This is a genomic window from Streptomyces sp. NPDC004065 (assembly GCF_044903565.1).
Classification (GTDB): Bacteria; Actinomycetota; Actinomycetes; order Streptomycetales; family Streptomycetaceae; genus Streptomyces.
In genome coordinates this window covers 205820-221349 of the sequence record NZ_JBJDQT010000008.1, presented here as the reverse complement: position 1 = coordinate 221349, position 15530 = coordinate 205820, and the positions used below count along the sequence as shown (strand labels likewise).

Sequence of the window (15530 nt, the reverse complement as noted above, 5' to 3'; positions counted from 1 at the left end):
GTGATCGGGGCGAACACATCACGAGAGCGGAACCACCGGAGGAATAGTCCAGTGGTTCACAGCGTCCTCGCTGTGTTTTTTTCAAAGGAACCACGTCCCGGCCGATGCCGGCCGGAGACGGGGTATCAACATATCTGGCGTTGACTTTTGGCACGCTGTTGAGTTCTCAAGGAACGGACGCTTCCTTCGTACTCACCCTCTCGGGCTTTCCTCCGGGCGCTTCCCTTCGGTGTTTCCGACTCTATCAGATCTTTTTCCGACCTGATCCCCAGTCAGCGGGGTTCGTCCTCCCGGCCGTTGGGCCGTTCCGACGTTTCAAACCTTAGCGGACTCTCTCCGTGTTTCCCAAATCGAGGTCGATTCGGGCGCGGAATTGAATTCGGGCACGCCGAAATCTTTCCCACTGGGAGGCCGTACTGAGGTGTGGTGTGCCGCGTGTGCGGCGGAAGTCGCTGCCGCAGAACCGTTCCGGTCCCGTGACAACCCGAAGAACCTTACGGACGCCGAGGGGCCGTGTCAAGTGCCCCCGCCCAGGAGCTTCAGTCCAGGTCGGTCAGACGTCCGCCGGCGTCCGGCTGGGCGTGCTCCACCCTGCGCAGCAGGCGGATGAGGACGTCGCCGAGGGCGGCGCGCTCCTGCGGGGACAGGTCCTGGAGGAGGTCCTCCTCGAAGACCGTGGCCAGACGCATCGCCTCCAGCCACTTCTCCCGGCCGGCGGAGGTCAGCTCCACGATCACCCGCACCCGGTTGGTCTCGTCGCGCTCCCGGGTGACCAGTCCCTCGGCGACCATGCGGTCGATCCGGTGGGTCATGGCGGCCGGCGTGAGACCGAGGCGCTTGGCGAGTTCGCTGGGGCCCATGCGGTAGGGCGCGCCCGACAGGACGAGGGCCTTGAGGACCTCCCAGTCGGCATTGCTGATGCCGAGCTCGGCGGTCTGGCGGCCGTAGGCGACGTTCATCCGGCGGTTCAGCCGGGACAGCGCGCTGACGATCTTCTCGACCTGGGGGTCGAGGTCCTGGAACTCGCGCTGGTACGCGGCGATCTGCTCGTCGAGGGTCGGCTCGGTGAGGCCGGGGGTGTCGCCCATGGCCGCAGTATGGCACGCGTCGACTTTGCCTCGAAGTCCTTCACTGTGTACTCTTTAGCTTCGAACTTTAGCTTCTAAGTCTTCACGTTTAACTAGTGAGAGAGGTGAGCGTGACCAGGGCGATGGGCGCAGCGATGCGCCGGATCCACGTGGGCAACGCACTCAGCGCGTTCGGGCTCGGCTTCACCGTCCCCTATCTGTACGTCTACGTGGCGCAGGTGCGGGCTCTGGGTGCCATGACGGCGGGGTCGGTCCTCGCCGTCTTCGCCGTGGCCGCGCTGATCGTGCTGCCGTTCGCCGGCCGGGCGATCGTGCGGCGCGGCCCGCTGCCGGTGCTGCTCGCCGCCCTGCTCATGGCGGCGCTGGGGGCACTGGGGCTCGGGCTCGCGAGCGGCGCGGCGACCGTATTGCTGTGGGCCGCGGTGCTGGGCGCCGGTCAGGCCGTGATGCAGCCGGCGCTCGCGACGATGATCGTGGACTGCTCGACCGCCGAGACGCGGTCGCGCGCCTTCGCCACGCAGTTCTTCCTGCAGAACCTGGGGCTCGGCGTGGGCGGCCTCATCGGCGGTCACCTCGTGGACACCACGCGGATCTCCTCGTTCACGCTGCTCTTCGCCATCGAGGCGGCGGTGTTCCTGGTCCTGGTGGTGCTGATGTCGACCGTGCGGACGCCGTACGCGCCGCACATCGGGGACGCGCCCGCGCGGGCCGGGCAGCCGGCGAGGGGCAGCTGGCGGCAGCTGCTCGGCAACCGGGCCATGGTGCAGCTGTGCGTTCTGGGCTTCGTGCTGTTCTTCGCCTGCTACGGGCAGTTCGAGTCCGGCCTGAGCGCCTACGGTGTGGAGGCGGCCGGGATCTCCACGTCGACGCTGGGTACCGCGCTGGCCGCGAACACCCTGGTGATCGTGGTCGCGCAGTTCGCCGTCCTGAGGTTCGTGGAGCGGCAGCGGCGCACCCGGGTGATCGCCGCGGTGGGGCTGATCTGGGCGCTGGCCTGGAGCGTCGCCGCGTACGCGGGGCTGGGGCACGGCAGCCGGGCGATGGCCACGGCCGCGTTCGTGTCGACGTACGCGCTGTTCGGGCTCGGTGAGGCGATGCTGTCGCCGACGGTCGCTCCGCTGGTCGCCGATCTGGCTCCGGCCGGGCTGGCGGGGCAGTACAACTCCGCCTTCGCCCTGGTGAAGCAGCTCGCGCTGGCGGTGGGTCCCGCGGTGGGCGGGCCGCTGGCGGCCTCGCTGGCGGGACCGTACGTGGCGACGTTCCTGGTGTTCTCGGTGGGGATCAGCGTGCTCGCGCTGCGGCTGGGGCGGCGGCTGACCGTGGCCCAGGATCATCCGTGGGCCGCGCGCAGCCGGGTGGTCGCCCGGGGTGGACCGGTTCCCGGGACGGTGGCCGCGGAGGCGTGAGTCGCCGGCCGGCCGGGGCGGCCGTCACCTTCGGGTGACGGCCGCCTTCTGCGTGTCGTGGGCCCGCGGTGCGGGGCGGTGCCCTCGGTGCGGGGTGGTGCCCACGGTGCGGACGGGTGGTCAGCGGTGCGGGCCGGTGGTCAGCGGACGGCCGTGGCGAGGGTCGCGGTGAAGGGCAGGGTGGCCGTGCCGTCGGCCGCCGTACGGTCGGCCAGGCGGGCGGCCATGGCGCGGCCGGCCTCGGTCAGGGCCTCCTCGCCCCGGGTGTCGAGGAGTTCCTGGCCCCAGGGGGTGGCGGAGAGCTGGTCGCGGGCGTAGGTGTCCAGCGGCGGCAGGGTGATGCCGAAGGTGACCTGGTGGGCGGTCGCGTCGTGGAAGCCGGCGGTCTCCAGGCCGGTGGTGAGGCGGTCGGCGGTGCAGGCCAGGGCGGCGGCGCAGCTCTCGGCGACTCGGGCGCCGCCGTACTCGGCGACGACCTCGTACTGCGCCGCGAAGTACGGCGACAGCGAGCGGTCCGCCCAGACGGTGGCCGCGAAACGGCCGCCGGGGCGCGTGACGCGGGCGACCTCGGCCAGGGCCGCGTCGAGGTCGGGGAAGAACTGGGCGCCCTGCTGGCAGACGACCACGTCGAAGGTGGCGTCCGGGTAGGGGAGGCGGTCGGCGGACGCCGCGGTGAACTCGATGTCGGGGTACATCCGGGGGTGGTGGACCCGGGCGACCTTGACCATGCCCTCGTTGAGGTCGGCGCCGTGGACCCGGCCGGCCGGGCCGACCCGGGCGGCGGCGCCCCGGGCGACGAAGCCGGTGCCGCAGGCGAGGTCGAGGACCGTGGCGCCGGGGTAGAGGTCGGCGGCGTCCAGGAGCGCGGTGACGAAGGGCGCCATGAGCGGCGCGGCGTACCGCTCGTAGCGCTCGGGGGCGGTGCCCTTGAGGTGGAATCCGGGTGTGTCTGCCATGGTCAGCTAGTAGCACCGCGCGGCCGCTTCGCCCAGCCGCCGCGCGGTCCGCCCGCCGGACCGGGCGGTGACGTTCCCCTCAGCGCGCGCTCGTCCCCCTCAGCGCGCGCTCGTCTCCCTCAGCGCGCGCTCGTCTCCCTCAGCGCGCGCTCGTTCCGTCCGTGCCGCGGGCGAAGGCGAACTCGCACCACACCGCCTTTCCGCCGCCCGGTGTGCGCCGCGCGCCCCAGCTGGAGGCGATGGTGGCGACGATGGCGATGCCCCGGCCGGACTCGTCGCCCGGCCCGGCGCGGCGGCGCCGGGGCAGATGGTCGTCGCCGTCGGTGACCTCGACGATCAGCCGGCGGTCGGTGCGGCGCAGGCGCAGCCGCATGGGCGGGGTGCCGTGCTGGAGGGAGTTGGCGACGAGTTCGCTGGCGGCGAGGACACCCTGGTCGTGCAGGTCGGGCGGGAACCGCCAGCTGGTCAGGACGCCGGAGGCGAAGGCCCGGGCGCGCGGCGCCGCCTCGACGCCGCCCAGGAGTTCCAGGGCCGCGTTGCGGAACAGCTCGCTGTCCGGGCCGGTGCGCGCGGGCTGCTGGAGGACGAGGACGGCCACGTCGTCGTCGTGGTCCGCCTGCACTCCGGCCGAGCGGACCAGGCGGTCGCAGACCACCTGGGGTGTGCCGGTGGCGCCGGCCAGGGCGCGCTCCAGGGCGGCGATGCCCTCGTCGAGGTCCTCGTCCCGGCGTTCGACCAGGCCGTCGGTGTAGAGCACCGCCGTGGAGCCGGGGCCCAGCGGGACCGAGCCGGAGGCGTGCATCCAGCCGCCGGTGCCCAGCGGCGGGCCGGTGGGTTCGTCGGCGCGCAGGACCGCGCCGCTCTCGTCGCGGACCAGGATGGGCAGATGGCCGGCCGACGCGTACACCAGCCGGCCCTCGTTGGGGTCGTGGACGGCGTACACGCAGGTCGCGATCTGGTTGGCGTCGATCTCCGCGGCGAGACCGTCGAGCAGCTGGAGGACCTCGTGCGGGGGCAGGTCCAGGCGGGCGTAGGCGCGCACGGCGGTGCGGAGCTGGCCCATGACGGCGGCGGCCCGCACCCCTCGGCCCATCACGTCGCCGATGACGAGGGCGGTGCGGCCGCCGCCGAGGGTGATCACGTCGTACCAGTCGCCGCCGACCGCGGCCTCCGTGCCGCCGGGCTGGTAGGTGGCGGCGATGCGCAGGTCGTCGGGCTCTTCGAGCACCTGGGGGAGGAGGGAGCGCTGGAGGGTGACCGCCGTCTCGCGCTGGCGGCGTTCGCTGGCGCGCAGGCGTTCGGCGGCCTCGGCGTGGTCGGTGACGTCGGTGGCGAACACCAGGACGCCCGGGTTCGCGCCCCGGGCGACGGTACGGGCGCCGGCGGCGGTACGGGCCTCGGTGCCGGTCCCGGTACGCCCGTCGGTGGCGGCGGCGGTACGCCCGTCGGTGGCGGCGGCGGTACCTGCCTCGGCGCGGGCGTCGGTGACCGGGGTGCGGGCGTCGGTGACGGGGGTGCAGGTGAAGGTGTACGAGCGGCCGTCGGGCGCCTTGCGCGACTTCAGGGTGCGGGACCTGCCGCTGCGCAGCACCTGGTCGAGCAGCGGCAGCAGGCCGAGGTCGCGCAGTTCGGGCAGCGCCTCGCGGGCGGGGGCGCCGAGCGGCCGGGTGCCGAAGGCCGTCGCGTAGGCGTCGTTGACGTAGGCGACGCGGTGGTCGGGGCCGTGGACGAGCGCCACGAGGGCCGGGACGCGGTCGAGGACCTCGCGCGCGGGCAGTTCGTCCACGGCGGGCACGGACGCCGCCCGGCCGGTGGGTTGCTCGACGCGGGCGGCGGGGACGGAGCCGTCGGCCCGCCGCTCCGGTGCCGTCGCGAGATCGGTCCGCGCTGCGGCGCGGCGCTGCGTTCCGGGGATGCCGGGGAGCCGGGCGCTCCAGCGCGTGAAGTTCACGAATCCTTGCCTCGTGTCGTGGTCTCAGGCCGGCTCCGGGCCCGGCCGGGTGTCTGGGGCCGCGCCGCGGTGACCGCACATTCTTACTGCCCCAGCAGGTGCGGCACAGCGGGAACGCGCCATCGGTGACGGGTGCGGGCGGCCTTCCGCCTCCGGTCGGGGACCAGTCTGGCAGTGCGGCCGGCCGCGCACGCGTCCGTTGGACGCCGGGGAGGTGCGGCGGAGTTCCCCGGTTCGGTCAGGACGACCCTTTCGGGTTGATGTTCGGGTCGAGAGGATGCTTTCCACCGGCCGCGAGTTCGAACTCCGCGCGGGGATGTTCCAGCGAGCCGAGGGAGACGATCTCCCGTTTGAACAGTCCCGCCAGGGTCCACTCCGCCATCACGCGGGCCTTGCGGTTGAAGGTGGGGACCCGGCTGAGGTGGTAGGTGCGGTGCATGAACCAGGCGGGCCAGCCCTTGAGTTTGCGCCCGTAGACCTGGGCCACGCCCTTGTGCAGGCCGAGGGAGGCGACCGAACCGGCGTACCGGTGCGCGTAGGTCTCCAGGGGCTCGCCGCGCAGCGCGTGGGCGATGTTGTCGCCCAGGAGCTTGGCCTGGCGCACGGCGTGCTGGGCATTGGGCGGGGTCAGCGCGCCGGGTTCGTCCGCGGTGACGTCGGGGACGGCGGCGGCGTCCCCCGCGGCCCAGGCGTGCTCGACTCCCTCGACGGTCAGCCGGGCGGTGCACTTCAGGCGTCCGCGGTCGTTCAGCGGCAGGTCGGTGGCGGCCAGGACCGGATGCGGCCGGACGCCCGCGGTCCACACGATCGTGCGGGTCGGGAAGCGCTGGCCGTCGCTGAGTACGGCGACACGGTCGGCGCACGACTCCAGCCGGGTGCCGAGGAGCACCTGGATGTTGCGGCGGCGGAGCTCGGAGACCGTGTAGCGGCCCATCTCCTCGCCGACCTCGGGCAGGATGCGGTCCGCGGCCTCCACGAGGATCCACTTCATGTCCCCGGGTTTGACGTTGTGGTAGTAGCGGGTTGCGTAGCGGGCCATGTCCTCGAGCTCCCCCAGGGCCTCCACGCCCGCGTAGCCGCCGCCGACGAAGACGAAGGTCAGGGCGGCGTCGCGGATCGCCGGGTCACGGGTGGAGGAGGCGATGTCCAGCTGTTCGAGGACGTGGTTGCGCAGGCCGATGGCCTCCTCGACGGTCTTGAAACCGATGCCGTAGTCGACGAGTCCGGGGATGGGCAGGGTGCGCGCGACGGAGCCGGGCGCGAGGACGAGTTCGTCGTACGTCAGCTGCTCGGTGCCGCCGGTCTCCTCGGTGGCGAGGGTGGTGACGGTCGCGGTGCGGTGCGCGTGGTCGATGGACGTCGCCTCGCCGACGACGATGCGGCACTGGTCGAGGACGCGCCGCAGCGGCACCACGACATGGCGCGGGGAGATCGCGCCGGCCGCCGCCTCCGGAAGGAACGGCTGATACGTCATATAGGGGTCGGGTGTGACGACCGTGATCTCGATCTCGCCCCGCCTGAGTTCCTGTTTCATCCGCTGCTGCAGGCGCAGGGCCGTGTACATCCCGACGTAGCCGCCGCCGACAACGAGAATGCGCGCACGTTCCTTCACCATCCCATGACGCACCCGACGCTGCCGTTTGTCCACAGCCCCGGCGACTTGTGTGACCGTCGGCCGCGGGCGCGCGGGGTTGGCCGAATCACCCGAGCGAGGAGGAAGCACGCAGGTCAGCGCGGGTGAACGGGGATCCGGGCGGGGGTGCAATCGGGACGTATGCGACCCGTACTCCGATCGGGGGGCGCTCCGTGCGGAACCTGCCCCTTCTGAATTGACCCCCTCTCAACTATGTTCGTGTGTCGACGGGGTGTAGGGGAGGTTGTCGAACGGGTCGGCGAGGTCCCACCGGACCTCGGGGCGGGCTCGGTCGTGCACGATCCCGGTTCCGGGCATCCCGGATTCGGTGACGGGGAGAGAGTCTCCGGGGGGAGACGTCATGACCGGGGGAACATTCATGCACATTCAGGACACTCGATGGTCTACCGCATCCGCCGTCGCAGCCGGTGGCGGGACGATCGGCGCGACGACGGGCGGGCGCGGGGACGAGGCCCGGTCCGCGCGGACCACCCCGCTGCGGGTGGACGCGCAGCGCAACCTCGAACACGTGCTGCGCGCGGCACGCGAGGTCTTCGGCGAGCTGGGCTACGGCGCGCCGATGGAGGACGTGGCGCGGCGCGCCCGGGTCGGTGTCGGCACGGTGTACCGGCGCTTTCCCAGCAAGGACGTCCTGGTGCGGCGGATAGCCGAGGAGGAGACGGCCCGGCTGACCGACCAGGCGCGGGCGGCGCTCGGCCAGGAGGACGAGCCGTGGTCGGCGCTCTCGCGCTTCCTGCGCACCTCGGTCGCCTCCGGCGCCGGGCGGCTGCTGCCGCCGCAGGTGCTGCGGGTCGGCGTGGCCGAGGAGCGCACCGGCGCGGCCGTCGCGGCCGATCCGCGGGTACCGCAGCAGCGGGTCCAGCCGGGCGCCGGGGAGCTGCGGCTCGTGGCCGACGGTTCGGCGGCCCGGCCGGCGGACGCGGACGACGACACGGGGGCGGCGGCGCTGCTCGAGGTGGTGGGCCGGCTCGTGGAGCGGGCGCGCGCGGCGGGCGAACTGCGCCCCGACGTATCGGTGTCGGACGTGTTGCTGGTCATCGCCACCGCGGCACCCTCCCTTCCGGACGCCGCCCAGCAGGCGGCCGCCTCGGCACGGCTGCTGGACATCCTGCTGGAGGGCCTGCGGTCTCGGCCGGCGTGAGCGTGCCCCGTACGGGTGAATGTCCGGACCGGACCGCGGCAAGTCCCCACGGATGAGTGGATGACCTGCGCGGACCGGCCCTGGCCCGGGGCCGCTGTGGCACTCTGACCCGGTGATCGGGACGGCTGGGCAGGCGGCAGGGGCTATCCGCGATGGGCGTTGACGGGCGCGACGCGTCACCCGGGGACGACGAGACGGGTGCGCGGGAGCCGCGGGAACGTCCGCTGGAACGGCCTCGGGAGCGGTCCCGGGAGGAATCGCGGGAGCGGTCCCGGGAGGAGTTCCGGGAGGAACTGCGGGAGGAGTTCCGCGAGCCTCCCGGGCAGGGGCCGTACTCCTCGCATGTACCGCCCCAGGGACGGCCGTGCGGAGCTCCGCACGCCGGCCTGCCGGACACCGACGTGCCGCACGCCGACCTTCCGCGCACCGACGCGGCGCGCACCGACGGGCTGGACGCCGACTCGCCGCACGCCGACTCGCCGCACGCCGACTCGTCGGCCACCGACCCACCGCGTTCCGGCCTGCCGCATGGCGGCGTTCCGGAGGCCGGTGCACAGCCGCCGGGCGGCATCCCGCCACAGGGTGGTGCGCCGGTGCCGGGCGCGGTCCCGGGCCAGGGTTCGGTGCCGGGGCAAGGTTCGGTGCCGGGGCAAGGTTCGGTGCCGGGGCAAGGTGACGTCCCGGCGCAGGGGGTTCCGGCGCAGCGTGAGTGGCGGGAGCGGGACGTCGGCGCGGCGGTGCCCGTCCCGGTGCGGCGTCCGCCGTCCGACGCCGAGCTGATCGGGCGGGTGCGGGCGGGCGACGACGCGGCGTACGGGGAGCTGTACCGGCGCCACGCCGACGCCGTACGCCGGTACGCCCGCACCTGCTGCCGTGACGCGCACACCGCCGACGACCTCACCGCCGAGGTGTTCGCCCGCGTGCTCCAGGCGGTGCGCGGCGGCTCCGGGCCCGAGCACGCCGTACGCGCCTATCTGCTCACCACCGTCCGGCACGTCGCCGCGCGCTGGACCAGGACGGCCGGGCGTGAGCGGCTCGTCGACGACTTCGCGGTCTTCGCCGCCCGCGCCGTGCGCGACCACGAGGTCGCCGAGGACGCCGCCCACGACGTGGGCGCGGAGGTGCGCGCCCTGCACGAGGCCGAGCGGTCCCTGGCCGTGCGGGCCTTCCGCTCGCTGCCCGAGCGCTGGCAGGCCGTGCTGTGGCACACCGAGGTGGAGGACGAGTCGCCCAGCGAGGTCGCCACCCTGTTCGGGCTGGACGCCAACGGCACGCGCGTCCTGGCCGGCCGGGCCCGCGAGGGGCTGCGCCAGGCCTATCTCCAGGCCCACGTCAGCGCGGCCCTGACCGCCGACGGGGAGTGCGCCCGCTACGCCGGCCGGCTCGGCGGGTACGCCCGCGGCAAGCTGCGCGCCCGCGCCGAACGGGGCCTGCGCAAGCACCTGGAGGAGTGTGCGCGGTGCCGGCTGGCGGCCAGTCAGATCGAAGAGGTCGCCGGCGGCCTCCCCGCCGTGGTGCCGGTCGCCGTCATCGGCTGGTTCGGCGCCGCGGGCTACGGCAAGGCGCTCGGCCTGATCGTCGGCGGGGCGGGCACGGCAGGCGTGGCGGGTGCCGCAGGTGCCTCGGGGGCCGTGGGGGCCGCCACGGCGCCCGCGGGCGGTTCCTCCGGCGGGGCCGGCGCGGCCGTCTCCGAGGGGCTGGGCGTACCGGTGAAGGCGGGCATCGCGGCGGGTGTCGCCGCCCTGGCCGCCACGGCGGTCGCGCTCGCCCTGGCCGGCCACGAGACACCGGACCGCGAGGCGGCCTCCGCCCCGCCGCCCGTCTCCGCCCCGGACGTCGAACCCGAGCCGCCCGCGCCCGGACCACCCGAGCCCGTCCCCCCGAAGGTCCCCCCGAAGCCCGCCCCGGCCCCGCCGGTGCACCCGGCCACGTCGCCCCGGCCCTCCGCCCCCGCACCGTCACCGCGCCCCACGCCCGTGCGCGCGCCCGCTCCCGCGCCGGCCCCCACGTCACCGCCCCCGGCCTCCCCGCCGCCCCCGCCGGAACCCTCCGCGACGGACGGCTCGGCACCGCCTGCCCCGGCCCCGCCACCCCCGCCGGCTTCGTCCGTCCACCGCTGGAGCGCACTGGACTACGACCTCACCGGCGACGGCACCCGGCCCGAGATGCGCCTGGGAGCGAGCAGTTGGGTGTGGCAGCGGTACGGCATGTCGATCGCCGGCAAGCGGTACACCGACGGGACGGCCGTCCACGGCCGGTCGTCCGTGACCGTGGACCTCAACCGCGCGTGCACCGCCTTCGACGCCCTGGCCGGCGTCGACGACCTGACGGCCGGGCTGGGCAGGGTGTCCTTCTCGGTGTACGCCGACGGAGTCCGCCTGTGGAAGTCCGAGCCGGTGCGGGCCGGTGACGCCCCCGTACCCGTGCACGTGGACCTCGCCGGCCACCGCACGGTACGCCTGGCCGTCGAGCCGCGCGGCGCCTTCGGCACGGCCGCACTGGCCGACTGGGCACAGGCCGGTTTCACCTGCCACTAGGTGCGCTGTACCGGGACGTTGGTGACACGCGTGCCCGCGGGCGGCGGGCCTTCGCGCCGAGAGCGCACGGGGCCGGGTGGGTGCTGCCTCGGCAGCCCGCCGCTCGGTGCCACGGCAGCAGCCCGCCGCGCACAGCGCTCGCGCCGACTCCTCCCCGTCCCCGTCACACCACGCACACCGCCCACCCGGTCACACGCTCCCGCGCTCCCGCGCTCCCGGATTCCGGCGCGCCCGCGCTCGAGGACATTCGCGATCCAGCGCTCCGGCGCCCAGCACGACGGCCGGGACACCCACCGCTCCCGGGCCCCGCTCACCGCCCCCACGCCCAGCACGACGCGGCCGGAACGCCCGCCCGCCCGAACGACCCCGCGCACCGGCCCACGCACCAGCCTCCACGCGCCGGCCCCGACTGCCGGACCCGGCTCACCGGCCCCCGCTCACGCGCCCGAGGCCAGCGCCCCGCGCTGCGGTGCGATTCCCGCCGGTACCGCCCGGGCACGGGCCGGCGTGCCCGTCCAGCACGTCCCCCGCCGCGCCAGCAGCCGCCGCAGCCACACCTCCAGCGACACCAGGTCGGCCAGCCCCTCCAGCGGCAGCGCCTCGCCCTCCGCGGCACCCCGCAACGCCTTGCGCACCACCCGGGCCTCCACCAGCCCCGCCTCGGCGAGCAGCGGGGTGGCGAACAGGTCCATCAGGCCGTCCACGGCCACCCGCAGCCCCGTCCGGGCGGCGGCCGCCGCCGGGGCGTGCGAGGGAGCGCCCCACCCGGGCGGCAACTCCCCGACGCCCGCGCCCTCCAGTACCGCGCGCAGGATCTCCCCCCGCGCCCCCGGCCGCACCCGCAGTGCCTCCGGCAGCTCCCGGCACGCCCGCACGACCTGGTTGTCGAGGAACGGCGTGTGCAGCCGCTGCGAGCGGATCTCCGCGGCCTGCTCCAGCACCCGCACGTCGGCGGCCTGCCGTGCCAGGGCGGCACGCGCGCGGTAGTCCCCGGGCCGCTGCCCGGGACCGACGACCGCCGCACGGCTCGTCGCCCGCTGGAGGCGAACCGATACTTCAGCCAGTGCCTCGCCGGTCAGCCATCGCGCCGCGGGGCCGTGTCCCGCCCAGGTGAGCGCGGCCAGCGACGCCCCCACCGCGCCCCCGGGCTCGTCGAAGCGGCGCTGCAGCAGCCGCTCGGCCAGCGCCTCGAGGCCCGTGCGGTACGGCGTCCGCGCCAGCCGCCGCGCCGCGCCGTACACGCGCGCGGGGACCATCACCGACCCGTCGGCCCGGGTGAGCGCGGCGACGGGTCTGACCAGGTGGCGCCGCTTGCGGTCCATCAGGAGGTCGGCGAGCCGGGCCGGGTGGGCGTCCAGCACCTGCCGTGCCCCGTACCCGGTGAAGTGGTCCGCGCTGCCCGAGGCCAGGCGTGCGCGGTGCCGGGCGGCCCACACCAGCGACGGCCCCGGTTCGTCCGTCAGCGGCCCGTCCAGGTCGGCGAACGGCAGCACGTCCTCGCCGCCCGCCACCACCACGTGGTGCAGCCGCGGGTTGGCCGCCAGTGCTCCGGCGCGCTCGAGCTCGGCCTCCCGTCCGCCGACGGCGAGGTCGTTGAAGGTGACGGCCAGCAGGCGCTCACCGGCGCCGGTGCCGTGTCCGAGCAGCGTGCCGGGCCTGCCCGGCAGGCCCGCCGCCAGCAGCGCGAGCGTTCCCGAGGCCGGCCCTCCGGACAGGTCCGCGCCGATGCCCGGCACCGGCATCCCGCGCGCCGCGCGCCGCTCGGCGGGACCCATGCCCGGCACCGGGCCGGGATCGATGTCGGGCACGTGGCGCGGGGCGGACAGACGCGCGCGCACCGCTTCGACCAGGGCGTCGCGCACCGCGTCGACCGCGCGGTCCGGGTCGGCCGCGGGAGCCGCCACCGCGAGCGAGGCGACCGGCTCGTACCCGGCGACCTCGCGCGCCCCGGCGCGCAGGATCAGCGCGTGTCCCGGCGGGACGCGCCGCACACCGTCGTACGGGGTGGAGTCCTCGACGGCGGCGGGCACGTCCGGGGCGGCGAGCAGCGCCGCGAGGTGCCCGAAGTCGAGATTGGCCTCGATGAGGTCGGCCAGCGGCAGCGCGGCCGTGGCGTACGCGGTGCCGCCGGCCCAGGGGGTGTGGAACACCGGGCGGGCGCCCGCGAGGTCGCCGCACACGGTGATGCGCCGGCCCACGCGGACGACGGCGGTGTAGCTGCCCGGCCAGGCGGTCAGATGCCGCAGTGCGCCGCCGCGCGCGGCGAGCAGTCCCACCCGCAGCTGGTCGTCGGAGGCGCCGCAGACGCCGAGGACGGCGATCTGGGTCTGGGCGTCGGCCCTCACCAGGCGGACCTCGTCGGGGCGCCAGTCGCCGACCGCCCACAGCGGGTCGGGGTCGCCCCACAGCAGTTGGGAGCCCACCGGGTGCAGGGTCTCCCCGTCGTGTCCGGTGGCGCCCGCGGAGCCGGTCCCGGCTGCCCCCGTGGCGGTGCTGCTCCATCCCACCAACCACCGCATGGACGCCTCCACGGACTGTGGACAACCAGTGCACCGTACGAACCGGGTCACCATGCTGCCACGAAGGAGGCGCGCCGGAGCGGAGGCGGAGCCGCCTTCGGCCCGCCGCGCGCGCCCTTGTGCGCCCGCTCCCTCAGTGGCGAACGCCCTTGCAGGGCAAGGCCGGTGCGACCTGAATGCGCCCCCTGATGCGCTCCCCCGGCCGCCCTTCGCGCCGTCAAGTCCCGTGGTGGGAAGGGGAATTAGAGATCAGAGGCAGGGATGATTTTCGGCCAAATCACGGCCGCGGGGACAGGCGTGGCGCACTCTCCGTACATGGTCCGCGCCGCACGCCGGCAACGCACAGTCCGGGAGGCGCGGTTCGCCTCCCGGACCGGTCCGCCGCCCGCGGGGATGGAGGCGGCGGTGTCCCCCAGCCCACTGGATCCAGTACAGCGGGCCGACCCACGCATCACCATGGAACCGCTCCCCCCGTGGCCGGAGAAGAGCGCACGGACGGGCGCACGGCCACACGGCGGGAGCGCGCCGCAACCCTGCGTGCAGGGCCCCGTACTCCCGTGCGTACCACAATCCCGCCATCCGGAAGAATGCCCCTTAACGCTTGGGATGCGGCGAACTACGCTGGGTTTACGAATGCCGCGTGGTTATGCCAGCGCGGCAGCCGTCTGTGTCGAGGGGTGGCGCATGTCCAGGGAGCAACGCGGGCCGAACGAAAAGCTCGGCGCCGTTCTCGCCCTCGCGGGAATCAGCAACGCGGGACTCGCGCGTCGCGTCAACGACCTCGGCGCCCAGCGCGGGTTGACGCTTCGCTACGACAAGACCTCGGTGGCGCGCTGGGTGTCGAAGGGAATGGTGCCGCAGGGCGCGGCGCCGCACCTCATCGCCGCCGCCATCGGGCAGAAGCTCGGCCGCCCGGTGCCGCTCCACGAGATCGGCCTGGCGGACGCGGATCCCGCACCCGAGGTGGGCCTCGCCTTCCCCAGGGATGTCGGCCAGGCGGTCAGGTCGGCCACGGAGCTGTACCGGCTCGACCTCGCCGGCCGCCGGGCCGGTTCCGGCGGCATCTGGCAGTCGCTCGCCGGATCGTTCGCAGTGACCGCATACGCAACGCCCGCCTCCCGCTGGCTGATAACCCCGGCCGACAGTTCGGTGGCGCGCGAGGCGGCGGGCGGCGAGGGCTCGGGCGCACCGATCAAAGTCGGCCACAGCGACGTGCGCAAGCTGCGCGAGGCCGCCGAGGACGCCAGGCGCTGGGACTCCAAGTACGGGGGCGGCGACTGGCGTTCGTCGATGGTGCCGGAGTGCCTGCGGGTCGAGGCCGCCCCGCTGCTGCTCGGGTCGTACTCCGACGAGGTGGGCCGGGCCCTGTTCGGCGCCAGCGCCGAACTGACCCGCCTCGCCGGGTGGATGGCCTTCGACACCGGCCAGCAGGAGGCGGCCCAGCGGTACTACATCCAGGCCCTGCGGCTGGCCCGCGCGGCGGCGGACGTGCCCCTCGGGGGATACGTCCTCGCCTCGATGTCCCTCCAGGCGACGTACCGTGGCTTCGGCGACGAGGGCGTCGACCTCGCGCAGGCCGCCCTGGAGCGCAACCGCGGCCTGGCCACGGCCCGCACCATGAGCTTCTTCCGCCTGGTCGAGGCACGCGCGCACGCGCGCGCCGGGGACGCCCAGGCGGCCGGCGCGGCCCTGAAGGCGGCCGAGGGCTGGCTGGAGCGGTCCCGGGAGGGCGACAACGACCCGACGTGGCTGGGCTTCTACGGCTACGACCGGTTCGCCGCGGACGCCGCCGAGTGCTACCGCGACCTGAAGGCGCCGCGCCAGGTCCGCCGCTTCACCGAGCAGGCGCTGTCCCGGCCCACGGAGGAGTTCGTGCGCTCGCACGGGCTCAGGCTGGTGGTCTCGGCGGTCGCCGAGCTGGAGTCGGGCAACCTGGACGCGGCCTGCGAGCAGGGCGTACGGGCGGTGGAGGTGGCCGGCCGCATCTCGTCGGCGCGTACCACGGAGTACGTCAAGGACCTGCTGCACCGGCTGGAGCCCTACGGCGACGAGCCGCGCGTGGCCGAGCTGCGCGAGCGGGCCCGGCCCCTGCTCGTGGCGCCGGCGTGACCGCCGATGCCTGATCCCTGATCCCTGATCGTTGATCCTGATCGTTGATCCTGATCGTTGATCCTGATCGTTGATCCTGATCGTTGATCCGTGATCGCCCCGGCCCCGCCCGGCCCACGGGTCGGGTCCCTGGTCGCGGCCCCGTGGTCGCGGCCCCATGGCCGGGGTC

Annotated in this window: 9 protein-coding genes; 4 read left to right on the top strand and 5 right to left on the bottom strand. The window is 74.8% G+C overall.

Annotated features, from left to right (window positions below; translation table 11 throughout):
* Window positions 1-539: 539 nt before the first annotated feature.
* The gene (locus tag ACI2LW_RS12645; protein ID WP_404731168.1) at window positions 540-1088 is read right to left on the bottom strand and encodes a MarR family winged helix-turn-helix transcriptional regulator; all 549 of its coding nucleotides are present in this window, start codon (window positions 1086-1088) and stop codon (window positions 540-542) included.
* 134 nt (window positions 1089-1222) lie between these two features.
* Here ACI2LW_RS12645 and ACI2LW_RS12640 point away from each other — a divergent pair, with 134 nt between their 5' ends.
* The gene (locus tag ACI2LW_RS12640) at window positions 1223-2494 is read left to right on the top strand and encodes an MFS transporter (protein WP_404731182.1); all 1272 of its coding nucleotides are present in this window, start codon (window positions 1223-1225) and stop codon (window positions 2492-2494) included.
* A 140-nt stretch (window positions 2495-2634) separates the two neighbouring features.
* Here ACI2LW_RS12640 and ACI2LW_RS12635 read toward each other — a convergent pair whose 3' ends face one another.
* The 3 genes from ACI2LW_RS12635 to ACI2LW_RS12625 form a co-directional block, all read right to left on the bottom strand.
* Complete coding sequence (locus tag ACI2LW_RS12635) at window positions 2635-3450, bottom strand: class I SAM-dependent methyltransferase (protein ID WP_404731167.1); 816 nt, start codon at window positions 3448-3450, stop codon at window positions 2635-2637.
* Between the two features lie 139 nt (window positions 3451-3589).
* Window positions 3590-5401 (bottom strand): SpoIIE family protein phosphatase, encoded by a 1812-nt coding sequence (locus ACI2LW_RS12630; protein ID WP_404731166.1) that lies wholly within the window; start codon window positions 5399-5401, stop codon window positions 3590-3592.
* Window positions 5402-5639: 238 nt separating this feature from the next.
* Window positions 5640-7016, bottom strand: coding sequence for an NAD(P)/FAD-dependent oxidoreductase (locus ACI2LW_RS12625; protein ID WP_404731165.1), 1377 nt, complete (start codon window positions 7014-7016; stop codon window positions 5640-5642).
* Between the two features lie 397 nt (window positions 7017-7413).
* On the opposite strand from ACI2LW_RS12625, the gene ACI2LW_RS12620 reads away from it, so the two are divergent.
* Window positions 7414-8196, top strand: coding sequence for a TetR/AcrR family transcriptional regulator (locus ACI2LW_RS12620; RefSeq protein WP_404731164.1), 783 nt, complete (start codon window positions 7414-7416; stop codon window positions 8194-8196).
* Window positions 8197-8348: 152 nt separating this feature from the next.
* Entirely contained in the window at window positions 8349-10733 is a 2385-nt protein-coding gene (locus ACI2LW_RS12615; RefSeq protein ID WP_404731163.1) for a sigma-70 family RNA polymerase sigma factor, read from the top strand.
* Window positions 10734-11170: 437 nt separating this feature from the next.
* Here ACI2LW_RS12615 and ACI2LW_RS12610 read toward each other — a convergent pair whose 3' ends face one another.
* A complete protein-coding gene (locus tag ACI2LW_RS12610) occupies window positions 11171-13252 on the bottom strand; it encodes an asparagine synthase-related protein (RefSeq protein WP_404731162.1) in 2082 nt (693 codons plus the stop codon).
* A 684-nt stretch (window positions 13253-13936) separates the two neighbouring features.
* Here ACI2LW_RS12610 and ACI2LW_RS12605 point away from each other — a divergent pair.
* The gene (locus ACI2LW_RS12605; protein WP_404731161.1) at window positions 13937-15361 is read left to right on the top strand and encodes an MFS transporter; all 1425 of its coding nucleotides are present in this window, start codon (window positions 13937-13939) and stop codon (window positions 15359-15361) included.
* Window positions 15362-15530: the final 169 nt, after the last annotated feature.

Excerpts from the sequence above, each read along its gene's own strand:
- ACI2LW_RS12640 (WP_404731182.1), top strand. The coding sequence starts at position 1,223 with ATGCGCCGGATCCACGTGGGCAACGCACTCAGCGCGTTCGGGCTCGGC.
- ACI2LW_RS12625 (WP_404731165.1), bottom strand. The coding sequence starts at position 7,016 with ATGGTGAAGGAACGTGCGCGCATTCTCGTTGTCGGCGGCGGCTACGTC.
- ACI2LW_RS12605 (WP_404731161.1), top strand. The coding sequence starts at position 13,937 with ATGTCCAGGGAGCAACGCGGGCCGAACGAAAAGCTCGGCGCCGTTCTC.
- ACI2LW_RS12620 (WP_404731164.1), top strand. The coding sequence starts at position 7,414 with ATGCACATTCAGGACACTCGATGGTCTACCGCATCCGCCGTCGCAGCC.
- ACI2LW_RS12645 (WP_404731168.1), bottom strand. The coding sequence starts at position 1,088 with ATGGGCGACACCCCCGGCCTCACCGAGCCGACCCTCGACGAGCAGATC.
- ACI2LW_RS12615 (WP_404731163.1), top strand. The coding sequence starts at position 8,349 with ATGGGCGTTGACGGGCGCGACGCGTCACCCGGGGACGACGAGACGGGT.
- ACI2LW_RS12635 (WP_404731167.1), bottom strand. The coding sequence starts at position 3,450 with ATGGCAGACACACCCGGATTCCACCTCAAGGGCACCGCCCCCGAGCGC.
- ACI2LW_RS12610 (WP_404731162.1), bottom strand. The coding sequence starts at position 13,252 with ATGCGGTGGTTGGTGGGATGGAGCAGCACCGCCACGGGGGCAGCCGGG.